The 22,508-nt window shown below is 43.0% G+C and carries 22 protein-coding genes, 1 tRNA gene, 1 other RNA gene and 2 pseudogenes; 16 read left to right on the top strand and 10 right to left on the bottom strand.

The window, feature by feature from the left end; all coding sequences use genetic code 11:
* Positions 1-44 precede the first annotated feature (44 nt).
* Complete coding sequence (yccX, locus tag VHA_RS06800) at positions 45-317, top strand: acylphosphatase (protein WP_040528407.1); 273 nt, start codon at positions 45-47, stop codon at positions 315-317.
* Positions 318-365: 48 nt separating this feature from the next.
* On the opposite strand, the gene VHA_RS06795 is transcribed toward yccX, so the two are convergent.
* The 6 genes from VHA_RS06795 to VHA_RS06770 form a co-directional block, all read right to left on the bottom strand.
* On the bottom strand, positions 366-695 hold the full coding sequence (locus tag VHA_RS06795) for a TusE/DsrC/DsvC family sulfur relay protein (protein ID WP_005503037.1): 330 nt from the start codon (positions 693-695) through the stop codon (positions 366-368).
* A gap of 95 nt (positions 696-790) precedes the next feature.
* Positions 791-1,456: a Bax inhibitor-1/YccA family protein gene (locus tag VHA_RS06790; protein ID WP_005503028.1), complete on the bottom strand. Its 666-nt coding sequence runs from the start codon at positions 1,454-1,456 to the stop codon at positions 791-793.
* Between the two features lie 213 nt (positions 1,457-1,669).
* Entirely contained in the window at positions 1,670-2,419 is a 750-nt protein-coding gene (locus tag VHA_RS06785; protein ID WP_005503027.1) for an amino acid ABC transporter ATP-binding protein, read from the bottom strand.
* Between the two features lie 18 nt (positions 2,420-2,437).
* Positions 2,438-3,538, bottom strand: a complete 1,101-nt coding sequence (locus VHA_RS06780) for an amino acid ABC transporter permease (RefSeq protein WP_005503026.1) — start codon at positions 3,536-3,538, stop codon at positions 2,438-2,440.
* A gap of 3 nt (positions 3,539-3,541) precedes the next feature.
* Entirely contained in the window at positions 3,542-4,750 is a 1,209-nt protein-coding gene (locus VHA_RS06775) for an amino acid ABC transporter permease (RefSeq protein WP_005503025.1), read from the bottom strand.
* A 99-nt stretch (positions 4,751-4,849) separates the two neighbouring features.
* Positions 4,850-5,995, bottom strand: coding sequence for a transporter substrate-binding domain-containing protein (locus tag VHA_RS06770; RefSeq protein ID WP_005503024.1), 1,146 nt, complete (start codon positions 5,993-5,995; stop codon positions 4,850-4,852).
* A gap of 539 nt (positions 5,996-6,534) precedes the next feature.
* Here VHA_RS06770 and VHA_RS06765 point away from each other — a divergent pair.
* The 4 genes and pseudogenes from VHA_RS06765 to VHA_RS19280 form a co-directional block, all read left to right on the top strand.
* Positions 6,535-6,625: transfer RNA gene (locus VHA_RS06765), tRNA-Ser, on the top strand.
* A 43-nt stretch (positions 6,626-6,668) separates the two neighbouring features.
* Positions 6,669-6,816: non-coding RNA, RtT sRNA (locus VHA_RS18610), on the top strand.
* Between the two features lie 125 nt (positions 6,817-6,941).
* Positions 6,942-7,082, top strand: a pseudogene (locus VHA_RS19005) (IS630 family transposase); the annotation flags it as partial.
* A pseudogene (locus VHA_RS19280) lies at positions 7,059-7,187 on the top strand (IS630 family transposase); the annotation flags it as partial. The pseudogenes VHA_RS19005 and VHA_RS19280, both read left to right, overlap by 24 nt.
* 106 nt (positions 7,188-7,293) lie before the next feature.
* Here the strand turns inward: VHA_RS19280 and VHA_RS06755 are convergent.
* The 4 genes from VHA_RS06755 to VHA_RS18605 form a co-directional block, all read right to left on the bottom strand.
* On the bottom strand, positions 7,294-8,136 hold the full coding sequence (locus VHA_RS06755) for a hypothetical protein (protein WP_005503022.1): 843 nt from the start codon (positions 8,134-8,136) through the stop codon (positions 7,294-7,296).
* Positions 8,137-8,158: 22 nt separating this feature from the next.
* On the bottom strand, positions 8,159-9,616 hold the full coding sequence (locus VHA_RS06750; protein WP_005503021.1) for a CAF1 family ribonuclease: 1,458 nt from the start codon (positions 9,614-9,616) through the stop codon (positions 8,159-8,161).
* A 225-nt stretch (positions 9,617-9,841) separates the two neighbouring features.
* Positions 9,842-11,047 (bottom strand): protein-tyrosine phosphatase family protein, encoded by a 1,206-nt coding sequence (locus tag VHA_RS06745; RefSeq protein WP_005503020.1) that lies wholly within the window; start codon positions 11,045-11,047, stop codon positions 9,842-9,844.
* A gap of 777 nt (positions 11,048-11,824) precedes the next feature.
* On the bottom strand, positions 11,825-13,471 hold the full coding sequence (locus VHA_RS18605; protein ID WP_005503019.1) for a WH2 domain-containing protein: 1,647 nt from the start codon (positions 13,469-13,471) through the stop codon (positions 11,825-11,827).
* A gap of 447 nt (positions 13,472-13,918) precedes the next feature.
* Here VHA_RS18605 and VHA_RS06735 point away from each other — a divergent pair, with 447 nt between their 5' ends.
* From VHA_RS06735 to VHA_RS06685, 11 genes are all read left to right on the top strand, one after another.
* The gene (locus VHA_RS06735; RefSeq protein WP_005503018.1) at positions 13,919-14,545 is read left to right on the top strand and encodes a hypothetical protein; all 627 of its coding nucleotides are present in this window, start codon (positions 13,919-13,921) and stop codon (positions 14,543-14,545) included.
* A 451-nt stretch (positions 14,546-14,996) separates the two neighbouring features.
* Positions 14,997-15,248 carry an EscF/YscF/HrpA family type III secretion system needle major subunit gene (locus VHA_RS06730; protein WP_005503015.1) on the top strand — a complete coding sequence of 84 codons (252 nt, stop codon included), beginning with the start codon at positions 14,997-14,999 and terminating at the stop codon, positions 15,246-15,248.
* A 1-nt stretch (position 15,249) separates the two neighbouring features.
* Positions 15,250-15,783: a hypothetical protein gene (locus tag VHA_RS06725; protein WP_005503014.1), complete on the top strand. Its 534-nt coding sequence runs from the start codon at positions 15,250-15,252 to the stop codon at positions 15,781-15,783.
* Position 15,784: 1 nt separating this feature from the next.
* Positions 15,785-16,243 carry a hypothetical protein gene (locus VHA_RS06720; RefSeq protein ID WP_040528404.1) on the top strand — a complete coding sequence of 153 codons (459 nt, stop codon included), beginning with the start codon at positions 15,785-15,787 and terminating at the stop codon, positions 16,241-16,243.
* A gap of 26 nt (positions 16,244-16,269) precedes the next feature.
* On the top strand, positions 16,270-16,758 hold the full coding sequence (locus VHA_RS06715) for a tetratricopeptide repeat protein (RefSeq protein ID WP_005503010.1): 489 nt from the start codon (positions 16,270-16,272) through the stop codon (positions 16,756-16,758).
* Positions 16,759-16,768: 10 nt separating this feature from the next.
* Positions 16,769-17,944 (top strand): hypothetical protein, encoded by a 1,176-nt coding sequence (locus VHA_RS06710; protein ID WP_005503008.1) that lies wholly within the window; start codon positions 16,769-16,771, stop codon positions 17,942-17,944.
* A 43-nt stretch (positions 17,945-17,987) separates the two neighbouring features.
* Positions 17,988-19,394 (top strand): hypothetical protein, encoded by a 1,407-nt coding sequence (locus tag VHA_RS06705; RefSeq protein ID WP_005503005.1) that lies wholly within the window; start codon positions 17,988-17,990, stop codon positions 19,392-19,394.
* A gap of 342 nt (positions 19,395-19,736) precedes the next feature.
* Positions 19,737-20,786, top strand: a complete 1,050-nt coding sequence (locus VHA_RS06700; RefSeq protein ID WP_005503003.1) for a type III secretion system translocon subunit SctE — start codon at positions 19,737-19,739, stop codon at positions 20,784-20,786.
* A gap of 12 nt (positions 20,787-20,798) precedes the next feature.
* Positions 20,799-21,527 (top strand): hypothetical protein, encoded by a 729-nt coding sequence (locus VHA_RS06695; protein ID WP_005503001.1) that lies wholly within the window; start codon positions 20,799-20,801, stop codon positions 21,525-21,527.
* A 44-nt stretch (positions 21,528-21,571) separates the two neighbouring features.
* Positions 21,572-22,207 carry a hypothetical protein gene (locus VHA_RS06690; RefSeq protein WP_040528403.1) on the top strand — a complete coding sequence of 212 codons (636 nt, stop codon included), beginning with the start codon at positions 21,572-21,574 and terminating at the stop codon, positions 22,205-22,207.
* Complete coding sequence (locus tag VHA_RS06685; RefSeq protein WP_040528402.1) at positions 22,116-22,508, top strand: hypothetical protein; 393 nt, start codon at positions 22,116-22,118, stop codon at positions 22,506-22,508. Before VHA_RS06690 ends, VHA_RS06685 begins: the two co-directional genes overlap by 92 nt.

Here is a 22,508-nt window from a genome sequence, read left to right as displayed (position 1 = left end):
TTACACTGTTACATATGTATAACACTAATGCAGGAGTGCTATATATGTCACATATATGCGTCAAAGCGACTGTTTCTGGTCGTGTTCAGAGAGTTGGGTTCAGGTTTCACACGGCGCATGAGGGATTGAAACACTCCCTCACAGGCTATGCACGTAATGAGGCTGACGGTTCGGTCACTGTGTTGATGTGTGGTGAAGAAAGGAATGTTGAAGCGCTGTTGGCCTGGCTTGTCCAAGGGCCACCAACAGCAAATGTGATTCAGCTGGTTCATGAGCACGTGGACTGGCAGGCAATTGATGGCTTTTCTATTCAATAGCTGAATAGATCAGTAGCGAAAATAAAGGAGGCGCCTTTTGGCCTCCCATTAAATGCATTTTACCGGCTTTGGTAACCCTGCCAGCTTGGTGGCTTGTTTTGCCGGGCCTTTCGGAAACAGCTTGTACAAGTAGCGGCTATTGCCTTTTTCAGGGCCGTACTTCTTTTCCATCGATTTCACCAGCAGACGAATGGCGGGTGACGTGTTAAATTCTTTGTAGAACGCCTGAACAAAGTAAATCACTTCCCAGTGCGCATCAGTCAGCGTGATGTTTTCCTGCTCCGCCAGCAAAGGCACTAATGCTTCCTGCCAATCAGAGACGTTTTTCAGGTAGCCCTGTGCGTCGGTTTCGATTTGCTTACCGTTTAATTCCAACATGGATCACCTCGTGTTTCGGACGCGCCAAGGATAATGCCTCTGCAAAAACAAAAAAAGCTCCCGCAGGAGCTTTTTTCTCAACAACCGTTTTTCGGTTAATCGTCGCCGCCGAAAATGCCAAGCAGTTGCAGCAGGCTCAGAAACAGGTTGTAGATTGACACATACAGGGTGATGGTCGCAGAAATATAATTGCTTTCACCACCACGAACAATTGATTGTGTCGTCAACAGGATTGCACCGGTTGAGAACAGCACAAAGATACCGCTCAGTGCCACAGAAATCATGGGCATTTGCAGGAAGATGTTTGCGATCATACCGACGATGATCACCACAAAACCTGCCAGCAGCATGCCGTTCAAAAACGACAGGTCACGTTTGGTGGTCAGTGCATAAGCAGACGCTGCCATAAAGGTCAGCGCTGTGCCGCCCAGTGCTGGTGCAATTGCCCACCCCATGCCTGCGCCGACATACATGTTCAGGATCGGCCCTAAGGTGTAACCGGTGAAGCCGGTAAACAGGAAGGTAAATACCAGACCCATCGAGTTGTTTTTGTTCTTTTCAGTTAAAAACAACAGGCCATAGAAACCAACCAGTGTAATGATAATGCCAGGGTAGGGCAGGTTTGCTGCCATAGATACACCAGCAACAACAGCGGCCCACACTAAGGTCAGTGACAACAAAAAGTAAGTGTTACGGAGTACTTTGTTTGTTGCCAACACACTCTGTTGTGTTTTACTGGCTGAAACAAAACGTTCGTTCATAGGTTTCTCCCAATGGGGTACATTCAATATCTATTACGACATTAATGGCGTCTTTGGCTTCGTTTTTCAAGTCACAAACGTTGCACTAGTGATAATAATGCGGCTTAGCCTCTGAAAATACTAATATATCGTGCCACATAGTTATGTCACAGATTGTAAATGGATGTTAATAAGCCGCCATATTGCTAAAGCATAACGGCTTTGAGTGAGGGTTTAATGGCGCAGGATCTGGCTCAGGAATAGCTGGGTACGATCAGATTGTGGGTTGTTGAAAAATGCTTCAGGGATATTTTCTTCAATGATTTCTCCCGCATCCATAAAGATCACGCGATCGGCCACTTCTTTTGCAAAACCCATTTCATGGGTGACACACAACATGGTCATTCCTTCTTCTGCCAGCTCAACCATCACGTCTAACACTTCCCGCACCATTTCCGGGTCAAGGGCCGATGTGGGTTCATCAAACAACATCACATGCGGGTTCATACATAGTGAACGCGCGATCGCCACACGCTGTTGCTGTCCGCCGGAGAGTTGGCCGGGGTATTTATCCGCCTGCTCGGGGATTTTTACCCGCTCCAGATACTTCATGGCGACCGCTTCTGCTTCGCCTTTGGGCATCTTATTCACCCAAATCGGGGCTAACGTGCAGTTTTCCAATACTGTGAGGTGCGGGAAAAGATTGAAATGCTGAAAGCACATACCGACTTCTCTGCGCACCGCTTCGATGTTTTTTAAATCATCAGTCAGCTCTGTCCCGGCTACTACAATCGAACCTTGCTGGTGTTCCTCCAACCGGTTAATGCATCGAATCATGGTAGATTTGCCCGATCCGGACGGGCCACAGATAACAATTTTCTCGCCTTTGGCGACCGTCAGGTTGATGTTTTTCAGCACGTGAAACTGACCATACCATTTGTTCATGTTGGCCAACTGGATAACCGGGGAGTCTTGTTGTGTCATAGATACCATCCTTGTTCTTTATCGCCTGTGACCAGTGTGAAGTTTGTTTTCGAGATAAATGCTGTAGCGGGACATGCCGAAACAGAAAATCCAGAACACAAGCGCGACAAACACATAGCTTTCTGTTGCAAAACCAAGCCAGTTTGGGTCAGTGTTCGCCGCCTGGCCGATACCCAGCACATCAAACATGCCGATGATCAGCACCAGACTGGTATCTTTAAACAGGCCGATAAAGGTATTCACGATAGAAGGAATAGAGATTTTCAATGCTTGCGGCAGAATGATGAGATTCATCTTTTTCCAGTAAGTCAGGCCAAGTGCATCTGCTGCCTCATACTGACCTTTGGGAATGGCCTGAAGGCCTCCACGCACCACTTCTGCCATGTATGCCGACGCGAACATCACAACACCAATCAAAGCACGCACCAGTTTGTTGCTTTCAGATTCGCCAGACATAAACAGCGGCAGCATGACTGATGCCATGAAAAGCACGGTGATAAGCGGCACACCACGCCACACTTCGATATAGACCGTTGACAGGCTGCGGATAATTGGCATGTCTGAACGGCGGCCAAGTGCCAGCACGATGCCGATAGGCAGTGATACGACTATGCCGACAATCGCGATAATCATGGTGATCAGCAAGCCTCCCCACAAATGGGTTTCCACGTTGGGCAGGCCAGCAACACCGCCGAACAGCAGGAATACCGCGAGCAACGGGAAAGCCACCAAAAACAGAAGCAGGATCCAGCCACGTTTCGGGGTTTTCTCGTACACCAGCAGGCAGGTAAACAGCGCTAACACCGCATAGAACAGCTGCGGACGCCACAATTCTTCTTGCGGATAGAAACCGAACATAAACTGGTCAAACCGCACATTGATAAACACCCAGCAAGCGCCTTCACTGGTGCAATCTTCACGTGTTGTACCTATCCAGTCAGAATGGATAAATGCCCAGTCGATGATGGCCCACAGCCCTTGGAAAGCGATATAGGCCAGCACCAGGGTCACCAGCGCATTGACCGGTGTAGAGAACAGGTTTTGTTTCATCCAACCTACCGGGCCTACCGTATTCGGTGGTGGCGGCAAATTGGGTTGAAACTCATGTTGTCTGGTCATGGACTACCTCTCAACCAGCGCCATCTTGGCGTTATAAATGTTCATCACCAGCGACGTTAACAAGCTGAGAGTCAGGTAAACCCCCATGGTCATTGCGATGATCTCAATAGCCTGGCCGGTTTGGTTCAGCGTTGTCCCGGCAAAGACAGACACCAGATCGGGGTAACCGATAGCCATCGCCAGCGATGAGTTCTTGGTCAGGTTGAGGTATTGGCTAGTCAGCGGTGGAATGATGATTCTCATGGCCTGTGGGATCACCACTAACCGTAGTGTTTTACTGCGCGAAAGGCCGAGTGCCATGGCTGCTTCTGTCTGTCCATGGCTGACGGCATTGATCCCTGAACGCACGATTTCTGCGATAAAGGATGCTGTGTAAATAGACAGGGCAAGCACAAGGGCTGCCAACTCCGGAATGATAGAAATGCCACCACGGAAGTTGAAGCCTTTGAGTTCTGGGTATTCGAGCGATACCGGCATGCCTGCAACAAAAAAGGCAATCAATGGCAAACCGATAATGGCTGCCAGCGAGACGATGAATACCGGTGTTTGCTCACCCGTCGCTTCCTGTTTCCTCTTTGCCCATCTGGAGAAAACAAAACTGAAAACCAGCGAGACCGCGAAGGCAATGAAAATCAGGTTTGAGCCTTCCTCAAATACCGGGCGGGTCATGTAAAGGCCACGCACGTTAATAAATAGGGAATCACCGACGCTGATACTTTCCCTTGGTGAAGGCAGAGCCTGCAAAACGGCGAAATACCAGAAGAATATCTGGAGAAGAAGGGGAATATTACGAAAGGTTTCAATGTATACCGCCGCAAACCTGCTTACCAGCCAGTTGCTGGAAAGGCGGGCGATACCCATGAGAAAGCCAATGATTGTCGCAAAGATAATCCCCAATACGGAGACCAACGCGGTATTCAGCAGACCGACAAAGAAGGTGCGGTCATAAGAGTATGTTTCATTATATTCAATGAGTGTCAGACCAATGCCGAATCCCGCTTCCTGCGTCAAAAACCCAAAACCGGTTGCAATTCCCCGTGAATCAAGATTGGCCAGAGCGTTATTAACGATGGTGTAGACAAAAAACACCAACGCAATGATGGCAATCGCCTGGAAGATAACGGAACGGAACGTCGGGTTATAAATGATGCTCTGCTTTCTCTCAGGGCGCGCAGCCGCCCCTGGGTTTAGCGCATTATTGTTAGATGCCATACATCTGCACCTCTATCCTTAACCGTAAAGGTCAATAGCCCCTAATAATGGGACACAGAAACCGGTGCCCCAGCATGCGTTTATTCAACGACCAGTTAATTAGCGGATAGGTGGCGCATACAGAATGCCGCCTTCGCTCCAAAGCGCATTTACACCCCGTGAAATTTGCAGGGGAGAGCCTGAGCCAACCGTACGTTGGAAACTTTCACCATAGTTACCGACTTGCTTGATCACCTGATAACCCCAGTCATCGTTCAGGCCAAGGCCTTTCCCTTTCGGTCCATCCTGGCCGAGGATACGGCGGATGTTTGGATCTTTTGAATTCACCATCTCGTCAACGTTGGCTGACGTGATACCGAATTCTTCACCGTTGATCATGGTATTGAGTGTCCACTTAGCGATGTTGAACCAGTTGTCATCGCCCTGGCGGACAACAGGCCCCAGCGGCTCTTTAGAAATGATCTCCGGCAGCACCACCGCACTGTCTGGATCGGCGAGTTTAATGCGTGATGCATACAAGCCGGATTGATCAGTGGTCAGGGTGTCACAGCGGCCAGACTCAAAGCCTTTCACCGTAGCATCATACGTATCGTAAACCACCGGTTTGAAAGACATACCATTCGAACGGAAGTAGTCAGAGAGGTTCAGCTCCGTTGTAGTGCCTGATTGCACGCACACAGATGCACCGTCCAACTCAAGGGCACTTTTCACGCCAAGGTCTTTTTTCACCATAAAGCCCTGACCGTCATAGTAGTTAACGCCGACAAAGTTCAGACCCAATGTACCGTCGCGTTGCAGCGTCCAGGTTGTGTTGCGTGACAATATATCAATTTCGCCAGATTGCAGGGCGGTAAAGCGCTCTTTTGCCGTCAGTGGAACATACTTAACCTTGTCTTTATCACCCAGCACTGCTGCTGCCATGGCCTGACAAAACTCTACGTCAATACCTTCCCACGCACCGTTTGAATTCGGATTAGAGAAGCCGGGCAAGCCGGTGCCGACACCACAGCTGATCACGCCTGATTTCTTCACTTTCTCCAGCGTATTTTCACCTTGGGCAGAAGGGGCTGGCGCCTGAGCCGTATTGGCTTTTGCTTCAGACAGTTGCTTTTCTAACGCGGCAACCTGCTGTTGAAGGTCGTCGATTTGCTTCTGGCTTTCAGCGCTATTTCCACCGCTGTCACAGCCTGCAAGCAGTAAAGCTGAGAGCACTGTAAGCCCCAGTGCTGGCTTTTTATTAACCATACCTATCAGTCCTTTATGGGTTTGTTACTTATGGACAAGGCTCGTTAGAGGCAAGCAGCCTAAAAGTGATGTGAACCTCGTAAAACCAGTTAAATTTATCCGTTAACATATAGTTAACAAATTCAGTATAGGAGGCATTGTATTGACTGCAAATTGAACAGGTTACAGCCGTGATCCAAACATTGATATTTGGGGGAATGGGGGAAATTTCACAAGAAAAGATGAAGAAGTCTGAATCCTAACATGCTGTTTTTATACAGAGGGTAGATGATATTGTTTAACGAATAGTTAACAGGCGGCGGCATTGTTATTACCTGATTATTTTTAGGGTTTATGTCTGATTAGAATATGTGTTCGAGGCTGAGTGTTTATGCACTTATGCATGGAAGATTTAGATTGTTTAAGTGTGACTGATTGAATATAAGCCTTGAGATGTTTGAGATTTGCACATACTGATGTAAATGTATGCATTTAAACCAAAGTGCATAAATAATGGGTTTACAGTACTGAATTCGCGCATTAGTATACGCAGCACTTACGGAGAGATGGCTGAGTGGTTGAAAGCACCGGTCTTGAAAACCGGCATACGTTAATAGCGTATCTAGGGTTCAAATCCCTATCTCTCCGCCACATTTGAAAGCCCGCTGAACTTAGCGGGCTTTTTCATATCTGGAACAAGCCTTTGGAGATAGGGATGCAGAACCCTAGACCCTGGGGGTTCAGCCGAGCGAAGCGAGACAACGTTGCCCGGCGAAGCCGAAAAGGCAACGGCCCGAAGGGCAAGGGAGCTTGCGACCGAGTAAATCCCTATCTCTCCGCCACATTTGAAAGCCCGCTGAATTTAGCGGGCTTTTTCGTATCTAGAATTACCAAATCACCGGTTACTTATACCCGTGATCATTGAAGATGCTTGATTTTCATCGGTATGAGGATCATGCTACGACCCATGAAAGTAACTCTGACCTACAAGCAAAAACAGGAACGCGAAAACCAGCACGATAAAACGCGTGATGGTCGAGTGCGTGACCGCATTAAAGCGGTACTGCTTGCTTCTGAAGGTTGGAGTACTGCCATGATTTCCCAAGCTGCCATTGGCCGATTTTTCACTGTGATCCTTCCAGAAATCGCAAGCTCTTTAGCATCTCGTATTAATGATAACTTTCAAGTGCTAAATCCTGCATCTTCAAGTTGAATGGGTATAAACTATTATAGAAAAGCCGCTTAATCATAAACGGCTTTATCAGATAGGTATCACAATTTAACTAATGTTTTAGGTGTGTTTTATATCCATATAGGTACTAATCCACTTGGCTGGTTAAAATAACACGTACGTCAGAACGGCGGATAATATTAACAGCAGGGATCTCTAAGCTCCTTAAATGTGATTGTGGTAAATTTTCTTCTTTAGAAGACACAAAAACGCCATTACCATGATAACCACTTACATGGACGTCAGTGAATCCTCTAGACCAAATTTCCTGGCTGACATGTTCAGCTAACGAGTGTTTTTCTCCAGAAAGAATTTTTTCAAGTGTGCCACTTTCTTTACGAGCGTTTTCTATATGTTCTTTGGAGAAAGATGTAGGTTTTCGTTTATCTGCAGAACCACATGATGTGAGACGAATATCTTTAATTTGTTCGAGAATACCTGAGGTCTGGAGTGCATCAACAATCTCCGGTACAGAAAAAAGTTGAGAGCCAGAACCTAAACAACCTACCCCAGCATTACCATGACCAGAAATATACAGCTTTCTATAGCTAGATATATCAGCATCTTCGATAAGTAGCGCTTTTTGTTTTAGTGCAGAGTACTTCAGTATTGCTGATAGTGCGTTATCAAAGCTTTTATCTTGAAGAGATAACTCCATCTCCCTTAACTTTTTACACGTTTTTTCATATTCATCAAATGCTTCCTTGTTCAAGAAAATGATATCCCTGACAGGTTTGTCTGTAACGACTCTAGGAACCTGTTGTCCAGTTATCCCAATAGCATCTTCTTCACTAATGCCTGACTTTGCAATAACAAGAATTGCTCCCTCTTTTTGGACACAATTTTTTATCCCTTTAACTTGAAAAGGTTGGGCATAGCTTTGTTCAGCGTTTCTAATGTTTGGGGTGGCTCCTGCAGATACTTTAAACATAACATTTCCTTAGAAAAGATAACTAAATTGTTTTTTTAGTAACAACCAATAGTGATTTTTCATCAATATTGAAATCAATACATTTTTCTAAATAACACTTGGCCCAATTTCCTTTTTTCCAGTTCTCACCATAAGCCGCATCTCTCGCACTTATGATATTTTCTGGGTGTAGAGTTAAGTGCGCATAGACTACATTTAATACATCTAACGTATATTTTGCTGCCAAAGACATAGCGTCGTGATGATCTACCTCAGATAACTTTTCAAACTCAGATAGGGCTGTCTTCAATACGGCAGGTAAGTATGTCGGTGCCTCACATTCTTTACTATTTATTACATTAACATAATTCTTTTTAAGATTTTCTTTTATGTCGCTATCAAAACTTTCATATCCAGATATAATATTGGATATTATTTCGTTAGTAGGGTTTTCAAAATAACTGATTAGCTGACAAATGATTTTTCTATCTACGCTGTCAAACCTTGAGTTTGACACTCTTTCATCTAGATTATAAAGGGAATCTAGATGTTCAGAATATTTCTCTTGAAATTCAAGAACATCAATTTTGTTATCTTGTACTTCTTCAACCAGGTTGAAAATGGTTTGCATCCTTTGATAGATAGACTCTGTTATGCCATATCCATTGCGATCAAAAGCACACAAATCAGATATCCAGCGAGCTTTCCACATACTCATATCATTTTTTGATATATTATTGATTCCTTGCATTAGCTCTTTCGTGGTACTTTCTTGGAAAATAATATGTCTTAAATGTGCATACTCAGGATAAGCCTTGGCAAGTAATGCATCTTGATTAGCGTTAAATTTTGATGCCCCAGGGATGAATTTTAATTCGTCTGCATTAAGTTGCATGACTTTTGACAGCATTAATTCCGAATCACTAGGGAAGTTAGGTGTCAAATCTTTATAGTTTTCGATCAAGGAACGAGATGGCTTCAAGATTGCAGTTAATCTGAATACTTCTCTTTCTTCTTCAGTCAGCGTTTTGCAGAAATTCCTTAAATCACGGAAAGATTGAAAGCTTAACTTGAACTCATCTGGTTGAGTCTTAATGAATTTAGTGTATGCCGAAAACTCACTTTGATCTTGTTCAAGAAGTAATTGAACGCGATAAAGCCGTAGTAGGCTTCGTTCGGACTCAAACCCCAACGAAAAAGAACTTTTATCTGAACACTCTGGTGACAGCTGAGTTTTTTCTGTGTTTGTTAATATTTGCGCGATCTCATCATCACTGGCCTTTAAAGTATAAAAATCAAATCCATTTTTCTTTGAAATGTTTTTCAACGCCTCAAGCGCATGTCTATCGAGAGCTCTTTTATTAGCGACAGGCTTGTAACTAACACCTTCTTTTGATGGAGAATGCTGGATTTTATTCACCATCAATAACCCGGACTGGCTATTAGCTGTTGTAGTTGAGTTTTGTTCGGCATGAAACGATAAGTTTTGTACTTTTATCATAACCTTTTCTTATATTGGTTGGAATTTCTTCAATAAAACTATGTCATATATATGCCACTACACCTAGTGAAAAAATGATTTATCATATTCAACATTTATCACATCGGTAAGCACCGTTTGTTATTAAAAACTTATTGATGAGAGAAGGGGGAAATAATCGAGTGAAGGGTATAAGAAACTGCCCTATCGGGCAGTTATATGGTTAATTTATATTAAAGGTAGGAATTAAGCGGAATAATCAATATTGCTTAACAATGACCGTCCTTGCTGTTGGGCAATTTTTACGAGCTCATCAAGCTGATCAGAAGTTTGAACCATGACACCATTGCGGCTTAGGCGCATTTCAGCAACCACATCTTCCAAGCTTAAATGAGCATTGGTTTGTTCATTCATTGCCAAACAACCGATGACCAATCCAGTACGGCCTACACCCGCCCGGCAATGAATTACAGGTAGTAACTTATTCACATCTCCTACCGCGGAACTGCCTGCTTTGACGTACATTGCGACTTTGTCCCGCATGTTTTTATCGATCAACGAAGAGATATTACTGACGATATCCGAGTTCAATGCTTGCTTATCTGGCCAGTTTCTTACATGAACAACCGGAATAACGATGCCTTTTCTACCTGAATCCTGCTGAGTCAGTGTCATTCGATATACATCAACATGAATACCGTTTGCGATCTCAATGCTTTCAGAAAGTTTCGAGCGTACGTTCATCGCCCCATAACTTCCGTCTTGGCGAAAATAATCAGGCATTTTATTTTTTGGCACTGATATTTCCTCATCGGAAGCGAGTACAGCTAACACCGGTGTACGATTATTGAACAACATCTGTAAGTGTTTTTCCAGCTGTGATTCGAGAGGATACTGACAGGCGATAGAACGATGTGTGCCAACTTGTACATAGTTAGCGTTTAGATCTGAACGCACAGCAGTAGATTTGTTTGCTTGTATGTCACGAAAACGATTGATACCGTCCCCTTGTTGATAGCGCTCTGGGCAGAAGCATGGTTTCAGCTGTGCCTGTAAATGGTTTAATCTATTGAAAAATTTTTGCTTTTCTCCAATAGCATCCGATCCAATACTCTCCACATGCACCTTATTTTTGTAAGCGCGTGGTGGGAGTGGCGGTGCAACCTCTTCTGTATTGTTAGATGAGGGTGTTAGAGGGACGATAGATTTTCTCTTTGTATTGTGAATTCGAGCCTCACTCTCCGTATACTTGTCACGCTTATCCATGAGTTTTTTGAGCTCATTCATTTGACGTGTAGACATAGTTTTCTTTCCAAGTAAAGAGAGGATTTTTACCTCGTTTTTTTCCCGTTTTATACAAATAATTTTGCTCGCTAAATCAAGGTTCCCGAGCTTTTCTGCAGAACTCGAGTGACCTAAAACATGAACTCGAAATAGTTCAATCGCTTTCATTTAGTCTTGCCTTAGATTAGATAAGCCATATCGATGAAAACATGTTGACATAGTACCAATCAAGGATGAAAAAGAATTCTCATGAATTTTGATGAGCATAGTCAGCGCAAGGCATCTCTCTGAAGTGGGTAACCATTCTATGATAAAAAATTTTTTTATCTTATGGGATATTTAAAAATAAAAAAAGCAACATCCATGTCGTAAAAACACCTAATCCTTTTAGGTACGTAGAGTTGACGATGTAGTTAGGATGCTTTATTGAATGATTTAACCTTTACTGGTTTTTTGAATATTCATCACATTCAACTTCCATGCTTACTTAACGTCTAATCATCAAGATTATATTGATAAGTAAGATGGCTATTTATCTTTGACTATATTCTGATTCAAATTGATGGATTGGAGAAGTGAATAGTTTTGTTGTTTTATGATAAAGAGAGCCTTGAAGATGATAGCTGAATTTTGTGATGCGGTTTTCCTCTTAATAAAATTTACAAATTCTGACATTTTTACGCGCTAGTGTGCGTGACAATAACATATTGATGTGTATAGATAAGCTCAACTTCCATGTCTAATTTCTCCAATGGGTGTGATATTGATATGAGCAGTGGTGCATATAGAGTCAACATCATATTGCCAATGCGGTAAATACAAAACTCACTAAGAAAAAAATTAAATGCAGAGACTGATACAGAAAAGATAAGGAAAAACAGGTGAGTCAACGTCGTGAGATAAAAAAGCCCCAATGAAGGGGCTTAAAAATAATATTAAGAAACATTACCCAACAAGCTTGGCAAGCTGAGCTTCTAGTCTCGCCAGTCGATCGGATAAACCTGAAAACGTATAACTTGAGAAACCGTTCTCAAAGTTATCTCTCATAAACCTGGTAATATCTTCTTGTGCATTACCGCCACTGGTAAAGGCTGCAAAGAAATCTCTGCGCAATGCACTGAAAGCCGCTTTACCATTTTGCTCGCTGAAGCCTTCCATAAAAGGCAGTTCACAAAGAATGCTAAACGTCGCTGACTTGATGTTATTGGACAGCAGTGCAGATTTCTCTTCATCGGTCATTGCAGCACGTGCGGCTTTAATAGCCGATTCCAATATAGCCTCACCTTTCTTCAGCTCTCTGGTGCCATTTTTGTTCTCAGCGCTGAATAGGCGAGAGCGACCACCATCAAGGCGCTTGAGCGCAGTTTCAATGACCGAAGACTTTGGTCCTCTCGGTGATTCTGGTGAGCTGATGTCAGCTTCTTTATAGCAATCACCATATTTCAGGATTTCCTTACAAAACGCTTGTACATACGCAGATTCATATTGTAGCCCTGTTTTCAAAACCTCCACATGAGTGAACTTACGTGTCGCATCGATAACTGCCTGCCTAATGTCAACCTCAGCGGCTGCCACCAAATAGTTGGCGGCTGCTTTTGACAGGGCGTCAAGATCAGATTCGCTCAAACGGGCACATTTACTGAGAAGGTCATCCGTCAAAAGCAGTGTGGCAATGTCGTCATTCTGCATCGATTTGTCGGTTGGCTGCTCAATACCTTTAGTATTGATGCTTTCAGTGCTTCCTGTTTTACGCAGGCGATCTTTACTGAACTTACTGATCTCTGACAGCAAGGCGTTACGGCCACCTTCGGATTTCTCTGTATTCGCCATCGGCAATGGTGGTGGTGGCGGAATATCTGAGCTTGATGTTCTTTTCAGCTTTGCACCACCGCTTAACAGCTCCACCATTAATTGAGAATGCGTGTCAGTAGGTGATTTTTCAGCTGGTAATATTTGGGAAGCAGGTCTTAGCATAACGCCCACGCGGATTTGTTCCATCAGTTTCGAGCGGGGGTCGTCCGTATTTGTTGTCACCGTCATTTTCATCTGCACTCTTTGCTTAGGTAGCTCAGGTGGAGCTGGAATCACGGCAGATGGCAATGGTGGGGCAGGAGGAATATCTCCAGGTTGTTGTGAGACAGCAGAGAGCGATGCAGGTAGCGGTGGCGCAGGTGGGATAGCCACAGTCGTATTCGTAGCAGATGCCGAGATTGGTTCAACATCCACAAACACTGAGTCGCTTTCACTTCCGCTGAGTGATGACAGATCGTCTCGTGAGGAAGTGCGGCTGCTTATCTTACTGGATACTGACGATCGACGAGATTCCGAATCGGTATTTTGCGTCGCATTCGTTGAAGAACCTGGATGCTGTGCGCCAGTTGCAGAAGAAGATGATGTCCGACGCTTCGCTGCAGCATCCTCTTTTGCTACATCGCTGAAACGACGGTATTTTTCAGCAAGATTTTGCAGTTTTTGGGTCAATGGCTTAGTTGTTACTGATCTAATGGAAATCTTCAACATCGTGCGTTGCGTATGACTATCAACAGCAGACGCCACCACATTCATTTGTGTCTGCGGGGTTATTTTAAACATGTGAACTCCTTGGGTTACCTAGGTATCTATCGGCGAATCACAGATGTGTTTAGCTCTGATTTTTCTAAAGAATACGCTGGCCCTGGTCATGCAATATTCACTCGTGCACATAAAGTCGCACAGATTGAGTCATTCAGAATGCATCCGAGTGAGTGCGGGCCAGCCATGTCTTCGCCTTACCTATTTGCACAGTTTAGGTTCCAGGTGCTTGTTCAATCATCATACTTTTTGTGATTTAGCGGTGTGGCAAACTTCGCATATACATATTGTTTAATATACATTATGAAAAATTGAGAAAAGCCAGGATAAAGGTCGGATCAGTTCAATGATAAAACCGTTTGACTTTCAGAATGTTTCATGAGTTTTACATTCGAACTGAGTGTAGAATGTACGCGTAAAGGAGAAAAATGCTCCACGTTTTTAGATATTAAAGATAATGGATATAGTATGAAAATTGTACAACACTGCACTGAAAGCAGTAGGTTAGAGAATGAATTGGATAATAACCAACCAAATTTTAATGTGAAGGCAGTAGAGCATAGATCAAAGCGGTTGCATTTCCCTTTTTCCATATTGGCAAGGCCTTCCGATAGCCAGCAACAAGGAATGCAGGCTAGCAGTGACAAGTATGCATTGATTGAAAAAGCGGCTATTTATGCATCAAAAACGGCAAAAAAAAGTATACCTAACGTTGATGTGAGGGCGACACCTTCAGCATTTTCACCCACGCCAGCTGAACTCGCCACCCAAATTGTCACGCAGATTTGTTCACAATCCGCCTATTGTGATGACGGTGTCATTGGTATTAAAGGCTCACTATTGCAAGCAGCGGTAGCTGTTAATAGAGAAGAAAAAGAAATTGTGCTGGTGCTAAATCGCAATCGGAAAGCAACAGGAATTAAACATATCCTTAATGGTTTTTCGCGTTCGCAACCCGATTATCTCTATGCTTCTAACATAGCAAAAACGTTGGTCACTCTTCGTGACAGAAACTATTCAGAGTACAGCATCACGATCACTGGAGACCAAAAAGAGTCCAAACTGATCAACTATGCGTTAAAAAACTGCAAGTAAAATTAATATCTTTGATTCATTATTTTCCTAATTCACAATATATTTTAATGTAAAATAGAAAAAGTGGTGTATCTCGATAGGGCATCTCAAGCCATGGAAGCGAGTTAGGGATACACCATCTGTCTTACAACACACTTATTTACTACATCTATTATCGTTGGATAGGCCAAGCAGATGGTCGATATTGTCGTCCGGTGTTTGAGTTACCCACCATGGGCCCAAAAAGCCCAGCTTCTCTTTACTCAGCGAATGCGACTTATCGCGTGTCACCGCTTACGCAGTTATTTTCAAACAATTCAGGCACAGCCAGACACAATAAAGAATCATAACGTACGGAAAAAGCAGGCTGAATAAATAGCGCTTCAGTTTGATTCACCTTTTCTCATTAGAGGGGTGATGAATGTTGAAGTAACGTGGACCAAATCATAAACCCAATGTCGATGAGGTAAACGTGTTTGATTTTAACATTTCAGGTATTGATGCGGCTAAACCATCAGTGCTGGAAAAAACGTACAACAATGTAGGGGAAAGTTTCGAACAGATTCTGGCAACCATTGACGCCATTCAGTCAGGCGGCATGTCAGCGGCTGATGCACTGCGTTTACAACAAGAAGTGTTTCATTACTCCATTTACCAGGAAACGGTAACCAAGATTGCTTCAAAAGCTGCAACGGCCATTAACGAAGTGATGAAGGCGCAATAAGATGAAAAAACTACTGCTGCTGGCATGTGTGCTACTTCTGGGTGGCTGTGGTACGACTGGAATGACACAGGTCGCTAAGTTTGAATCCGCCGATCTTTCAAACAAAGTGGTGGTACTACTGAACAAAAATAACGTCACAGCGAAGTTAGCATCATTGAAAGATGGTTACGGCGTGCTGGTTGACGATGAGCAAGAAATGCGCGCCCGTGAATTACTGGCGTATTACAACTTCTATTTTGAACGTGAAGATCTTAACGATCTGCTTGAATCAAAATTCGCGAGCTTGAGCAAACTTGAGAACGTAAAGAGTAACTTTCTGCAAAGTCGGGAGTTGTATAACAAGCTCAGCATCATGCCGAGCATTTTACGCGTAAGCGTTGTAGTCACCGGTGAAAAGGCAAAACGAACGTCGGTCCTTATCATTAGCCTGAGCGAGATCTCTCCTGAAAACAAAAGCAACATCGAGAGGTTCCTGAAAGGCGTATTAAACGAAGAGGATAAGTTGACCATCAGCTACTTTGTACAGGCGGTGTAAGTTGAAAAGATCTGAAAAATGGTACTTCAGGCTTAAACACCACTGTTTGGCAAAAGAGCATTTAACAAAAGAGCAATTTGAATCGTTGACACAGCTCTCTGACGAAGAAGTGGATGCCTTCTTTCAACAGTCCAGCCGACATATCAAAAAGCGTATGTCATGTCTTGGAAAAGTCGTGCGCTACCAGAATGCCAAAAAGGCAGAAATTAGTCATGAGTGGCCAACACTTAGACAGGAGCTGGGGCAAAAGCTTTGTCTGTGGTCTGATGCGCTGGGAATTAAACCGGTTAAAGGCCACGCGGATGACGTAACGCTTGGGTTAGCCATGCTAGCAAATACAGACAGAAAAAAAGCCATGATCTGGTCAATTCGGCTGAAAAAGGCCTTGCCAGACTTTCTTATTGAAGTAAAAAGCGTTCCGCGACTACAACAATTATTACTGCAAATTAACAAAGATTAATACCAAAAATTTTAGGTACGGTAGAGATGAGCGAGTTTGATGTAGATATAAAAAATATATCTGACGACTTTTTTGATTTACTTGATGGCAAAGTAATAGAAGCGCACATCAATAAAATCAAGAAAGAGAAGAGAATCACCGTAGAGATCCTTCAAGAACTGCTGGAACTGGGTGATTCTTTTTATAATAAATATCAACTAAAAGAAGCGGAGATTATTTATCTCTCTTATACCGGGTTATGTCCGTTTGATCACCGTGGCCCGGCAAGTCTTGCAGCAATATATCTGGAACAGGCACAGTTTCAAAAAGCGTTGGATATGTTGAATATTGTTAAAACCTATCCAACAGCTGATTTTGATGAAACGTTGATCAACATGGCACTTTGCCATTACAAACTGAAGCAATATATTGAAGCTGCAGCCGTTTTTATCATTATAAACGAAGGAAAACTTAACGACTTTTATTTAGAAAGATATACATTCTTGCGTAAGCAACTCAACCCATACTTAAATTAAGGATAATACTTTGAAAGTAAGCATACCAACTCCCGTGTCCATCAATATTCCACTTCCATCTGATACCCAAGCGGCATCAATGGATGATATTGATACCGCAGAAAAGATATTGGACGATGTTGGAGAAGTAAACAGCGAAAACTTGATGGTAGCGTTGAAAGCACAAAGAGAAGCAATCAATACAGCACCTCAAGTAGATACTGAAACCGCAATTAGCAATTCACTGCTAGAAGGTATTAATAATTCTGCGCTGGAGTTGGAAATACTCAATGGCTGGACTGAAGGGGGGAAAGCGATGTTCTCCTCTATCATCAGTGGCATCAGTGATAATATTCTGAAAGACGGTAAGGTCGAAGGCATCGAATTAGAAGATATGCTTCAACTGGTGCTGTTGGAAGCCATGGTCAACCAGGATAAATATGGATTGACCGAATATTTTAAGAAGCCAGATGTGAAGGAGAGTGTTGAGCATCTGTTGGAAAGTATTGGCAGTGCTAGTCATGGATTGCATGAATATGAATGGGCTAATGAGCAGACTTTGGCTGTAGCGGCTGTCTATATGATTGATGAACTTTTCAAAACTAATCCACCACCAAAGGGAAGTTTATTAGACAAGTTGATCACTGAAGCAGGTTTTAATAAAGAAGAAAAGATAACGGAGTTATATAAACAGATTAAAGATAACTATCATAAAGGTGATGGTTGGCTGATTTATAATAAAGCACAACAAAATGGCACGAAAGCCGCTAAGAAAGTAAGTCCTCTTATAGCGATGATGATCACCTCTGATATTTTGAATAAAAAGCCAGATATTACTAAAGAGCAAATGAATAAACTGCTCTCTCAGGATATCAAAGAGATAGAATCAGTGATGAAGGAAGTTTTTTCAGATGGAGGGCCTGATTCTATTCTAGAATGGATTAATCGTGATAATGATAAATGGCAGATTCAGACTGGAGACGCTGATACAGGTAATCATGGCGGTCAACTTGACTGGATAGGAAACGGTTTAAATATAAAAGATTTAGAAAATATTTATAACAACTTCCCTTCGCGTGTGTTGTCGGATGAAGATATTAAAGACATCAACCGAATTGGTGATAATGTAAAAATGATCATGCAAACGCTGAAGTATTGGTTCCAGATTTTGCGCGATGAAAGGGTCGCGATTGCAAGAAATATATAGCATGAAAATATTTACACACTGAAAGTAATAAAGGAAGACTGAAATGTTAGTCAATAACAATATATCCCCGTATCAATTTCATCCTGAGCCTTTAAAAAATACTGGGAATAATGAGCCAGAACAAGATGACACAACTGTTGATAAATTGCTTGAAAGCCAGCCTTCGCGTCAAAACAACGCGATGCTGAGAAAAGCTGCCGAAGAAGTTGCGACAACCAATAAAGAGCAAGAAATCGCTGATTCGCTAATTAATGCCATTGATGATCACACCACCCAACTGGAAGCGATTGCCAACTGGACTGATGGCGGCCTTAACGCCTTTAAGGGGGCCATCGAAATGATTGCCCAAAATATGATGGCAAATAAGCCAACAGATGGCTCCTATGGCAGTTATTATGAAGATCTGTTCCAGCTGGTGTTGATGGATGTGTTGGCTAATGCAAAGGAATATGGTGTAGAAAACGATCCTGTATTTATGCAGTTTCTATCTTGGTCACTGGAGTATGTTGGTACTGGGCAACATAACTCTTGGGTAGAAACGTTACCTGATCCTGAGACTTGTCAAGTAGGTACGAAGCCTGGTGCAATAGGTTCAGGAGGTAATAAAGGAAACCATTTGGTTAAAATTGCAGATTGTGTATGGTATGGGATTCAAAAAGGAATAAAAGATGGGAAGATTCCTGAGGATTCTTTGGCCGCACGTTTAATGAAATTTATCTGTGACAACGGAAATAGCAATAGCAGCCAGTCTGGTAGCCAAGGGACACATGGTATTACTCTTCATCTACCAGACTCCATTTACAACAACTTATATACAGCTAATAAGAATGGTTCATTCGTCAGTAATGGTCAAGGTTTTTATGATTCTAATGATGGCGGATGGATAACGAATAAAAATAATCATATGAGTCCATTAATGCGATTGACATTAATGAGCTATATTCTAAAGGATAAAGGTGAACTTTCGACACCCCATGTAAATACCATTATGTATGGTTCATTAGAGAAAATAAATGAGTTATACAAAAAATTATTCAACGTCCAAGATTCTGCTGTAGAGAGTCAAAGAGATACAATAGCTACAGTAGCAGAAAATGTGTATTTATATATTATTCGTTGGAATAAGGATAATACAGTAGAAAATGGATCTGATAATAGCATGCGTGATGGAACATTAGAGAAAGATAATAATGGGTGGCAAAACTCTGCGGCTAATGATGATCCTAATGCCAGACCACCTGGTGTAACTATTAGTTTGGATTTTGCTGGAGAGCTTGATTTTAAATGGTTAAAAGACTTATCTCAGAACTACCCACAACGCATTCTTGGCGATGAAGACATCAAAGAAATTAACCGACTGGGTGACTCAGCGAAAATGATCATGCAGACGCTGAAGTACTGGTTCCAGATTATGCGTGACGAACGCGCGGCAATTGCAAGAAATATATAAATTCATAAAAAATCATAATTTCTCACTGATGTCTTAGCGTGAGTGAGGTATAACAACCACATCGGAAAGCATTGTTTTGCTTATACTTACAGGCATTCCGAATGTAGTGATAAACGGCATAGCAATGACGAACATACGTTATATGACCGTTATCTATTTGATACGTTGTTGGTGAGGTGGGTTGTATTTAATAAATAAACCACCAATGAAAAAATAACAGAATTCGCGCACTTGTCGGCGTGCGCCACACGTTGTGCATAAGCAAGGTGTTATTCGCGGAAACAAGCAGAAACTGTTTCGCAAAGTAAGCCGATACCTATTAATTGTATGTAGGAAATGATGATGAACGTATCATTAGTAAATATCGCAGAGAACCAGGAATCTCTGTGGAGTCAGGCTAATCGAGATATCGAGAAAAAGCAGACTCAAACTCAGCAACAAGCTGAGCAAGGTGCTGTCATTCCAGGACAGCCTCTTCCTGGCAGCTCAGTGAACCTGAGCGATCTGTGGCGCTCAATTAAAGAGAGCATGAAGCAAGTAGCGGAATCCGTTTCTAGCGGTGCTCAAGAAAAAGTTGCTACTAAAAAAGGCCTGATCGAGCTGCAAAAAGATTCGCAAATCCAAATGCTTAACGAGCGTGCGGAGAAGCTTGAAGAGCAGCAGAAAGCGCAAAAAACCCAGGGCATTTGGGGCAAAATCGCCATGGCATTGGGTTTCCTTGCCGCGATCGTAATGGCGCCATTTAACCCTGTGATGGCAGCAATCATGATTGGCGGCATGGTTGCAGGCTTAGTAATCCCTAAAATTGCAGATGAAATCATGAAATCTGCCGGGGTTGCTGAGAGTATTCGCAGCAAAGTAAAAATGGGGCTGGAGATTGCTATCGGTCTTGGCAGCATGATCCTCAGCTTTAACCCAGGCAGTATTGCTTCTTCGGCGGGTAAAGCGATCGCAAGTGGTGCAGCCAAAGCAGCCACTGTGGTGAAAAAGGGATTAGATGCAGCAAAAACCATGAATTCGTTTGCTGCTATTTCTTCGAAAGCCAGCAACTTGGCAGATAAAGTGCGTAAAACGGCACAGCCATTGCTGGATAAAATTCAGGATTTTGCCAAAGGTGGCCAGATGAGTGCAGCGCGCATTGGTCAGGCAAGCTCGGTAGGGTCAAATGTTACCTCTGTGGTAAGCACCGGTTACGGTATTAAATCGGCAGATGTTTCCAAGCAATTGGAAGTGAAGCAAGCGCAGCAAGATGAATTGCAAACACGTATTGAACAAGTGTTGAAGATGATCGAGCAAGCCATGCGCGCGGTGTCGAATGCGTTCCAGTCATTGGCTGACGTAAATGCAGCGCACCGTAGCTTTACCAAAACCATTAACGCTATTCATATGTAAGGAGAGTTTGCTATGCCAATTAATGCTGTTAACCACGCGAATTTCGCACAACCTATCGACGTTGCATCTTCCTCTGCTGCTGGCACATCGATTGATGTGGACAAATGGAAACAGTTGGAATCGTCGGTGAAGCAAATTTCAACCGGCACAGTGACCATGTCTGATCTGCTGGCACTGATGGATGAAATTTTAAAAGCTAACCGTGAACTGCGTTCACAGGTGATGCAAAACCGAATTACTGAGGCCAAAGCGACAACCGATCTGGCTGTGGTCCTTGCTGATGATCGTAAGCATGATGCGCAAGTCAAATTTGGTATCACGCTGGCAGCAAGCGTTGTCAACATGGCGATTACCTCGGTAGCGTCAGTGCGTATTGGTCAGACCAAAACGCTGCAAGACAAACACCTGAAATCTATGACTGGTGATTCAGCTGCAAAGGTTTCAGATCTTTCTATGAAAGATATGAATAAGTTCAGTGCAAGTTTGCAGCAAGGACGGACTGCCAAATACAATACCGTTTCGCAAACTGGTAATATGGCGAACTCTATGGTTGGCAATATTAACGACATGCGTAATGCGGAAGAGGTGAAGCATCAGGAAGAAGGTACCGCCAGCAAGCAGCTGAAAGAAAAAGTAGATCAATTGCTGGATACCTATCTGCAAAACCTGACGCAAGCAAGCGTTAAGTTGAATGAAATCCTGGATGCAATGCAGAGAGCAAGTCTGGTAACTAACCGTTAATCAGCTTAAAGGACGAGCGGGTGTGAAGCCCGCTCTGTTTTTGTATGCGTAATGTATCTTTTGTTATGCCACTTAGGGCTGAGCGGGTCTCCGATGTCTCCAGCCCTAAAAATATTCGGGAGGAAGAACAAACCAAACGTGTACGGGATGTTAAAGAATCGGAAAAACAGGAGAAAAAACGCCACCGTATTTTCCGTATCCGTAAAACCCCGATGACGCCGCAACAGCAGCGTCAGTTTGCTCGTTTGTTGAATAGTTATCAACTTCGGGCGATGCGCGATTGGTACAGTTTTTCCAGCCAAATCGATACAAACTCGCTGAACGATGCACAGTTATGGATATTACTGGCGGCGAACCAGAGTCAGCATTTGTACCCAAAATCTGTTCGAAAGCAGATAAAACAATTTTTGGCCTCTGCCAATATTGATACAGCACAACTAGAGAGTCAGCCGGACAGTGAGGCAGTACAGCAATTAATTGCTTACGAGCATTATCTTGAGGGGCTGATTTCTATGCTTGTTTTGTGTCGCCGTTTCGACGAGCGAGAGAAGAAGAATCGAAAGAAATTGAAGCAACATTTTATTGACGATGAAGCATTTCAATCTGAAGCAGACGACGATGGATCCCTATCAGATCCTGAAGAGCAAATCGACCAGGATCAGTTGGAATGGTCTGTCTGACAGCCAGCAATATATAGATAAAACCGCCGTCATCGAATGGTTTGGTGAGTTGCGTGAATACTCAGAAGAGTTGGTTCAAGATATTGTGGTTAAAGGTATTTTAGAAAATGAGTTCCATAAGATTACCTTTATTCTAAATCTTATTCAAAACCCTGAGTTTCACTCAATGAGCTCTATGCAAGTCTATCAATTACTTTATAACTTTGTGTGTAAAACACCACAAAGCATTCTTGGTTGGATTGAAGAAAAAGATTTTGCGATGAGTCGGGATGTATTAGCTATTCTGGCAAGAAATCGTTAA

Origin of the sequence: Grimontia hollisae CIP 101886 (assembly GCF_000176515.1) — a bacterium.
In the GTDB taxonomy this organism is placed as follows: Bacteria; Pseudomonadota; Gammaproteobacteria; order Enterobacterales; family Vibrionaceae; genus Enterovibrio; species Enterovibrio hollisae.
This window is presented reverse-complemented; position numbering and strand designations above follow the sequence as displayed.

Excerpts from the sequence above, each read along its gene's own strand:
- VHA_RS06785 (WP_005503027.1), bottom strand. The coding sequence starts at position 2,419 with ATGACACAACAAGACTCCCCGGTTATCCAGTTGGCCAACATGAACAAA.
- VHA_RS06705 (WP_005503005.1), top strand. The coding sequence starts at position 17,988 with ATGTTAGTCAATAACAATATATCCCCGTATCAATTTCATCCTGAGCCT.
- VHA_RS06695 (WP_005503001.1), top strand. The coding sequence starts at position 20,799 with ATGCCAATTAATGCTGTTAACCACGCGAATTTCGCACAACCTATCGAC.
- VHA_RS06790 (WP_005503028.1), bottom strand. The coding sequence starts at position 1,456 with ATGAACGAACGTTTTGTTTCAGCCAGTAAAACACAACAGAGTGTGTTG.
- VHA_RS06795 (WP_005503037.1), bottom strand. The coding sequence starts at position 695 with ATGTTGGAATTAAACGGTAAGCAAATCGAAACCGACGCACAGGGCTAC.
- VHA_RS06745 (WP_005503020.1), bottom strand. The coding sequence starts at position 11,047 with ATGAAAGCGATTGAACTATTTCGAGTTCATGTTTTAGGTCACTCGAGT.
- yccX (WP_040528407.1), top strand. The coding sequence starts at position 45 with ATGTCACATATATGCGTCAAAGCGACTGTTTCTGGTCGTGTTCAGAGA.
- VHA_RS06770 (WP_005503024.1), bottom strand. The coding sequence starts at position 5,995 with ATGGTTAATAAAAAGCCAGCACTGGGGCTTACAGTGCTCTCAGCTTTA.
- VHA_RS06725 (WP_005503014.1), top strand. The coding sequence starts at position 15,250 with ATGAAAAAACTACTGCTGCTGGCATGTGTGCTACTTCTGGGTGGCTGT.
- VHA_RS06750 (WP_005503021.1), bottom strand. The coding sequence starts at position 9,616 with ATGATAAAAGTACAAAACTTATCGTTTCATGCCGAACAAAACTCAACT.
- VHA_RS06775 (WP_005503025.1), bottom strand. The coding sequence starts at position 4,750 with ATGGCATCTAACAATAATGCGCTAAACCCAGGGGCGGCTGCGCGCCCT.
- VHA_RS06700 (WP_005503003.1), top strand. The coding sequence starts at position 19,737 with ATGAACGTATCATTAGTAAATATCGCAGAGAACCAGGAATCTCTGTGG.
- VHA_RS06755 (WP_005503022.1), bottom strand. The coding sequence starts at position 8,136 with ATGTTTAAAGTATCTGCAGGAGCCACCCCAAACATTAGAAACGCTGAA.
- VHA_RS06690 (WP_040528403.1), top strand. The coding sequence starts at position 21,572 with ATGCGTAATGTATCTTTTGTTATGCCACTTAGGGCTGAGCGGGTCTCC.
- VHA_RS06685 (WP_040528402.1), top strand. The coding sequence starts at position 22,116 with ATGAAGCATTTCAATCTGAAGCAGACGACGATGGATCCCTATCAGATC.
- VHA_RS18605 (WP_005503019.1), bottom strand. The coding sequence starts at position 13,471 with ATGTTTAAAATAACCCCGCAGACACAAATGAATGTGGTGGCGTCTGCT.
- VHA_RS06780 (WP_005503026.1), bottom strand. The coding sequence starts at position 3,538 with ATGACCAGACAACATGAGTTTCAACCCAATTTGCCGCCACCACCGAAT.
- VHA_RS06715 (WP_005503010.1), top strand. The coding sequence starts at position 16,270 with ATGAGCGAGTTTGATGTAGATATAAAAAATATATCTGACGACTTTTTT.
- VHA_RS06735 (WP_005503018.1), top strand. The coding sequence starts at position 13,919 with ATGAAAATTGTACAACACTGCACTGAAAGCAGTAGGTTAGAGAATGAA.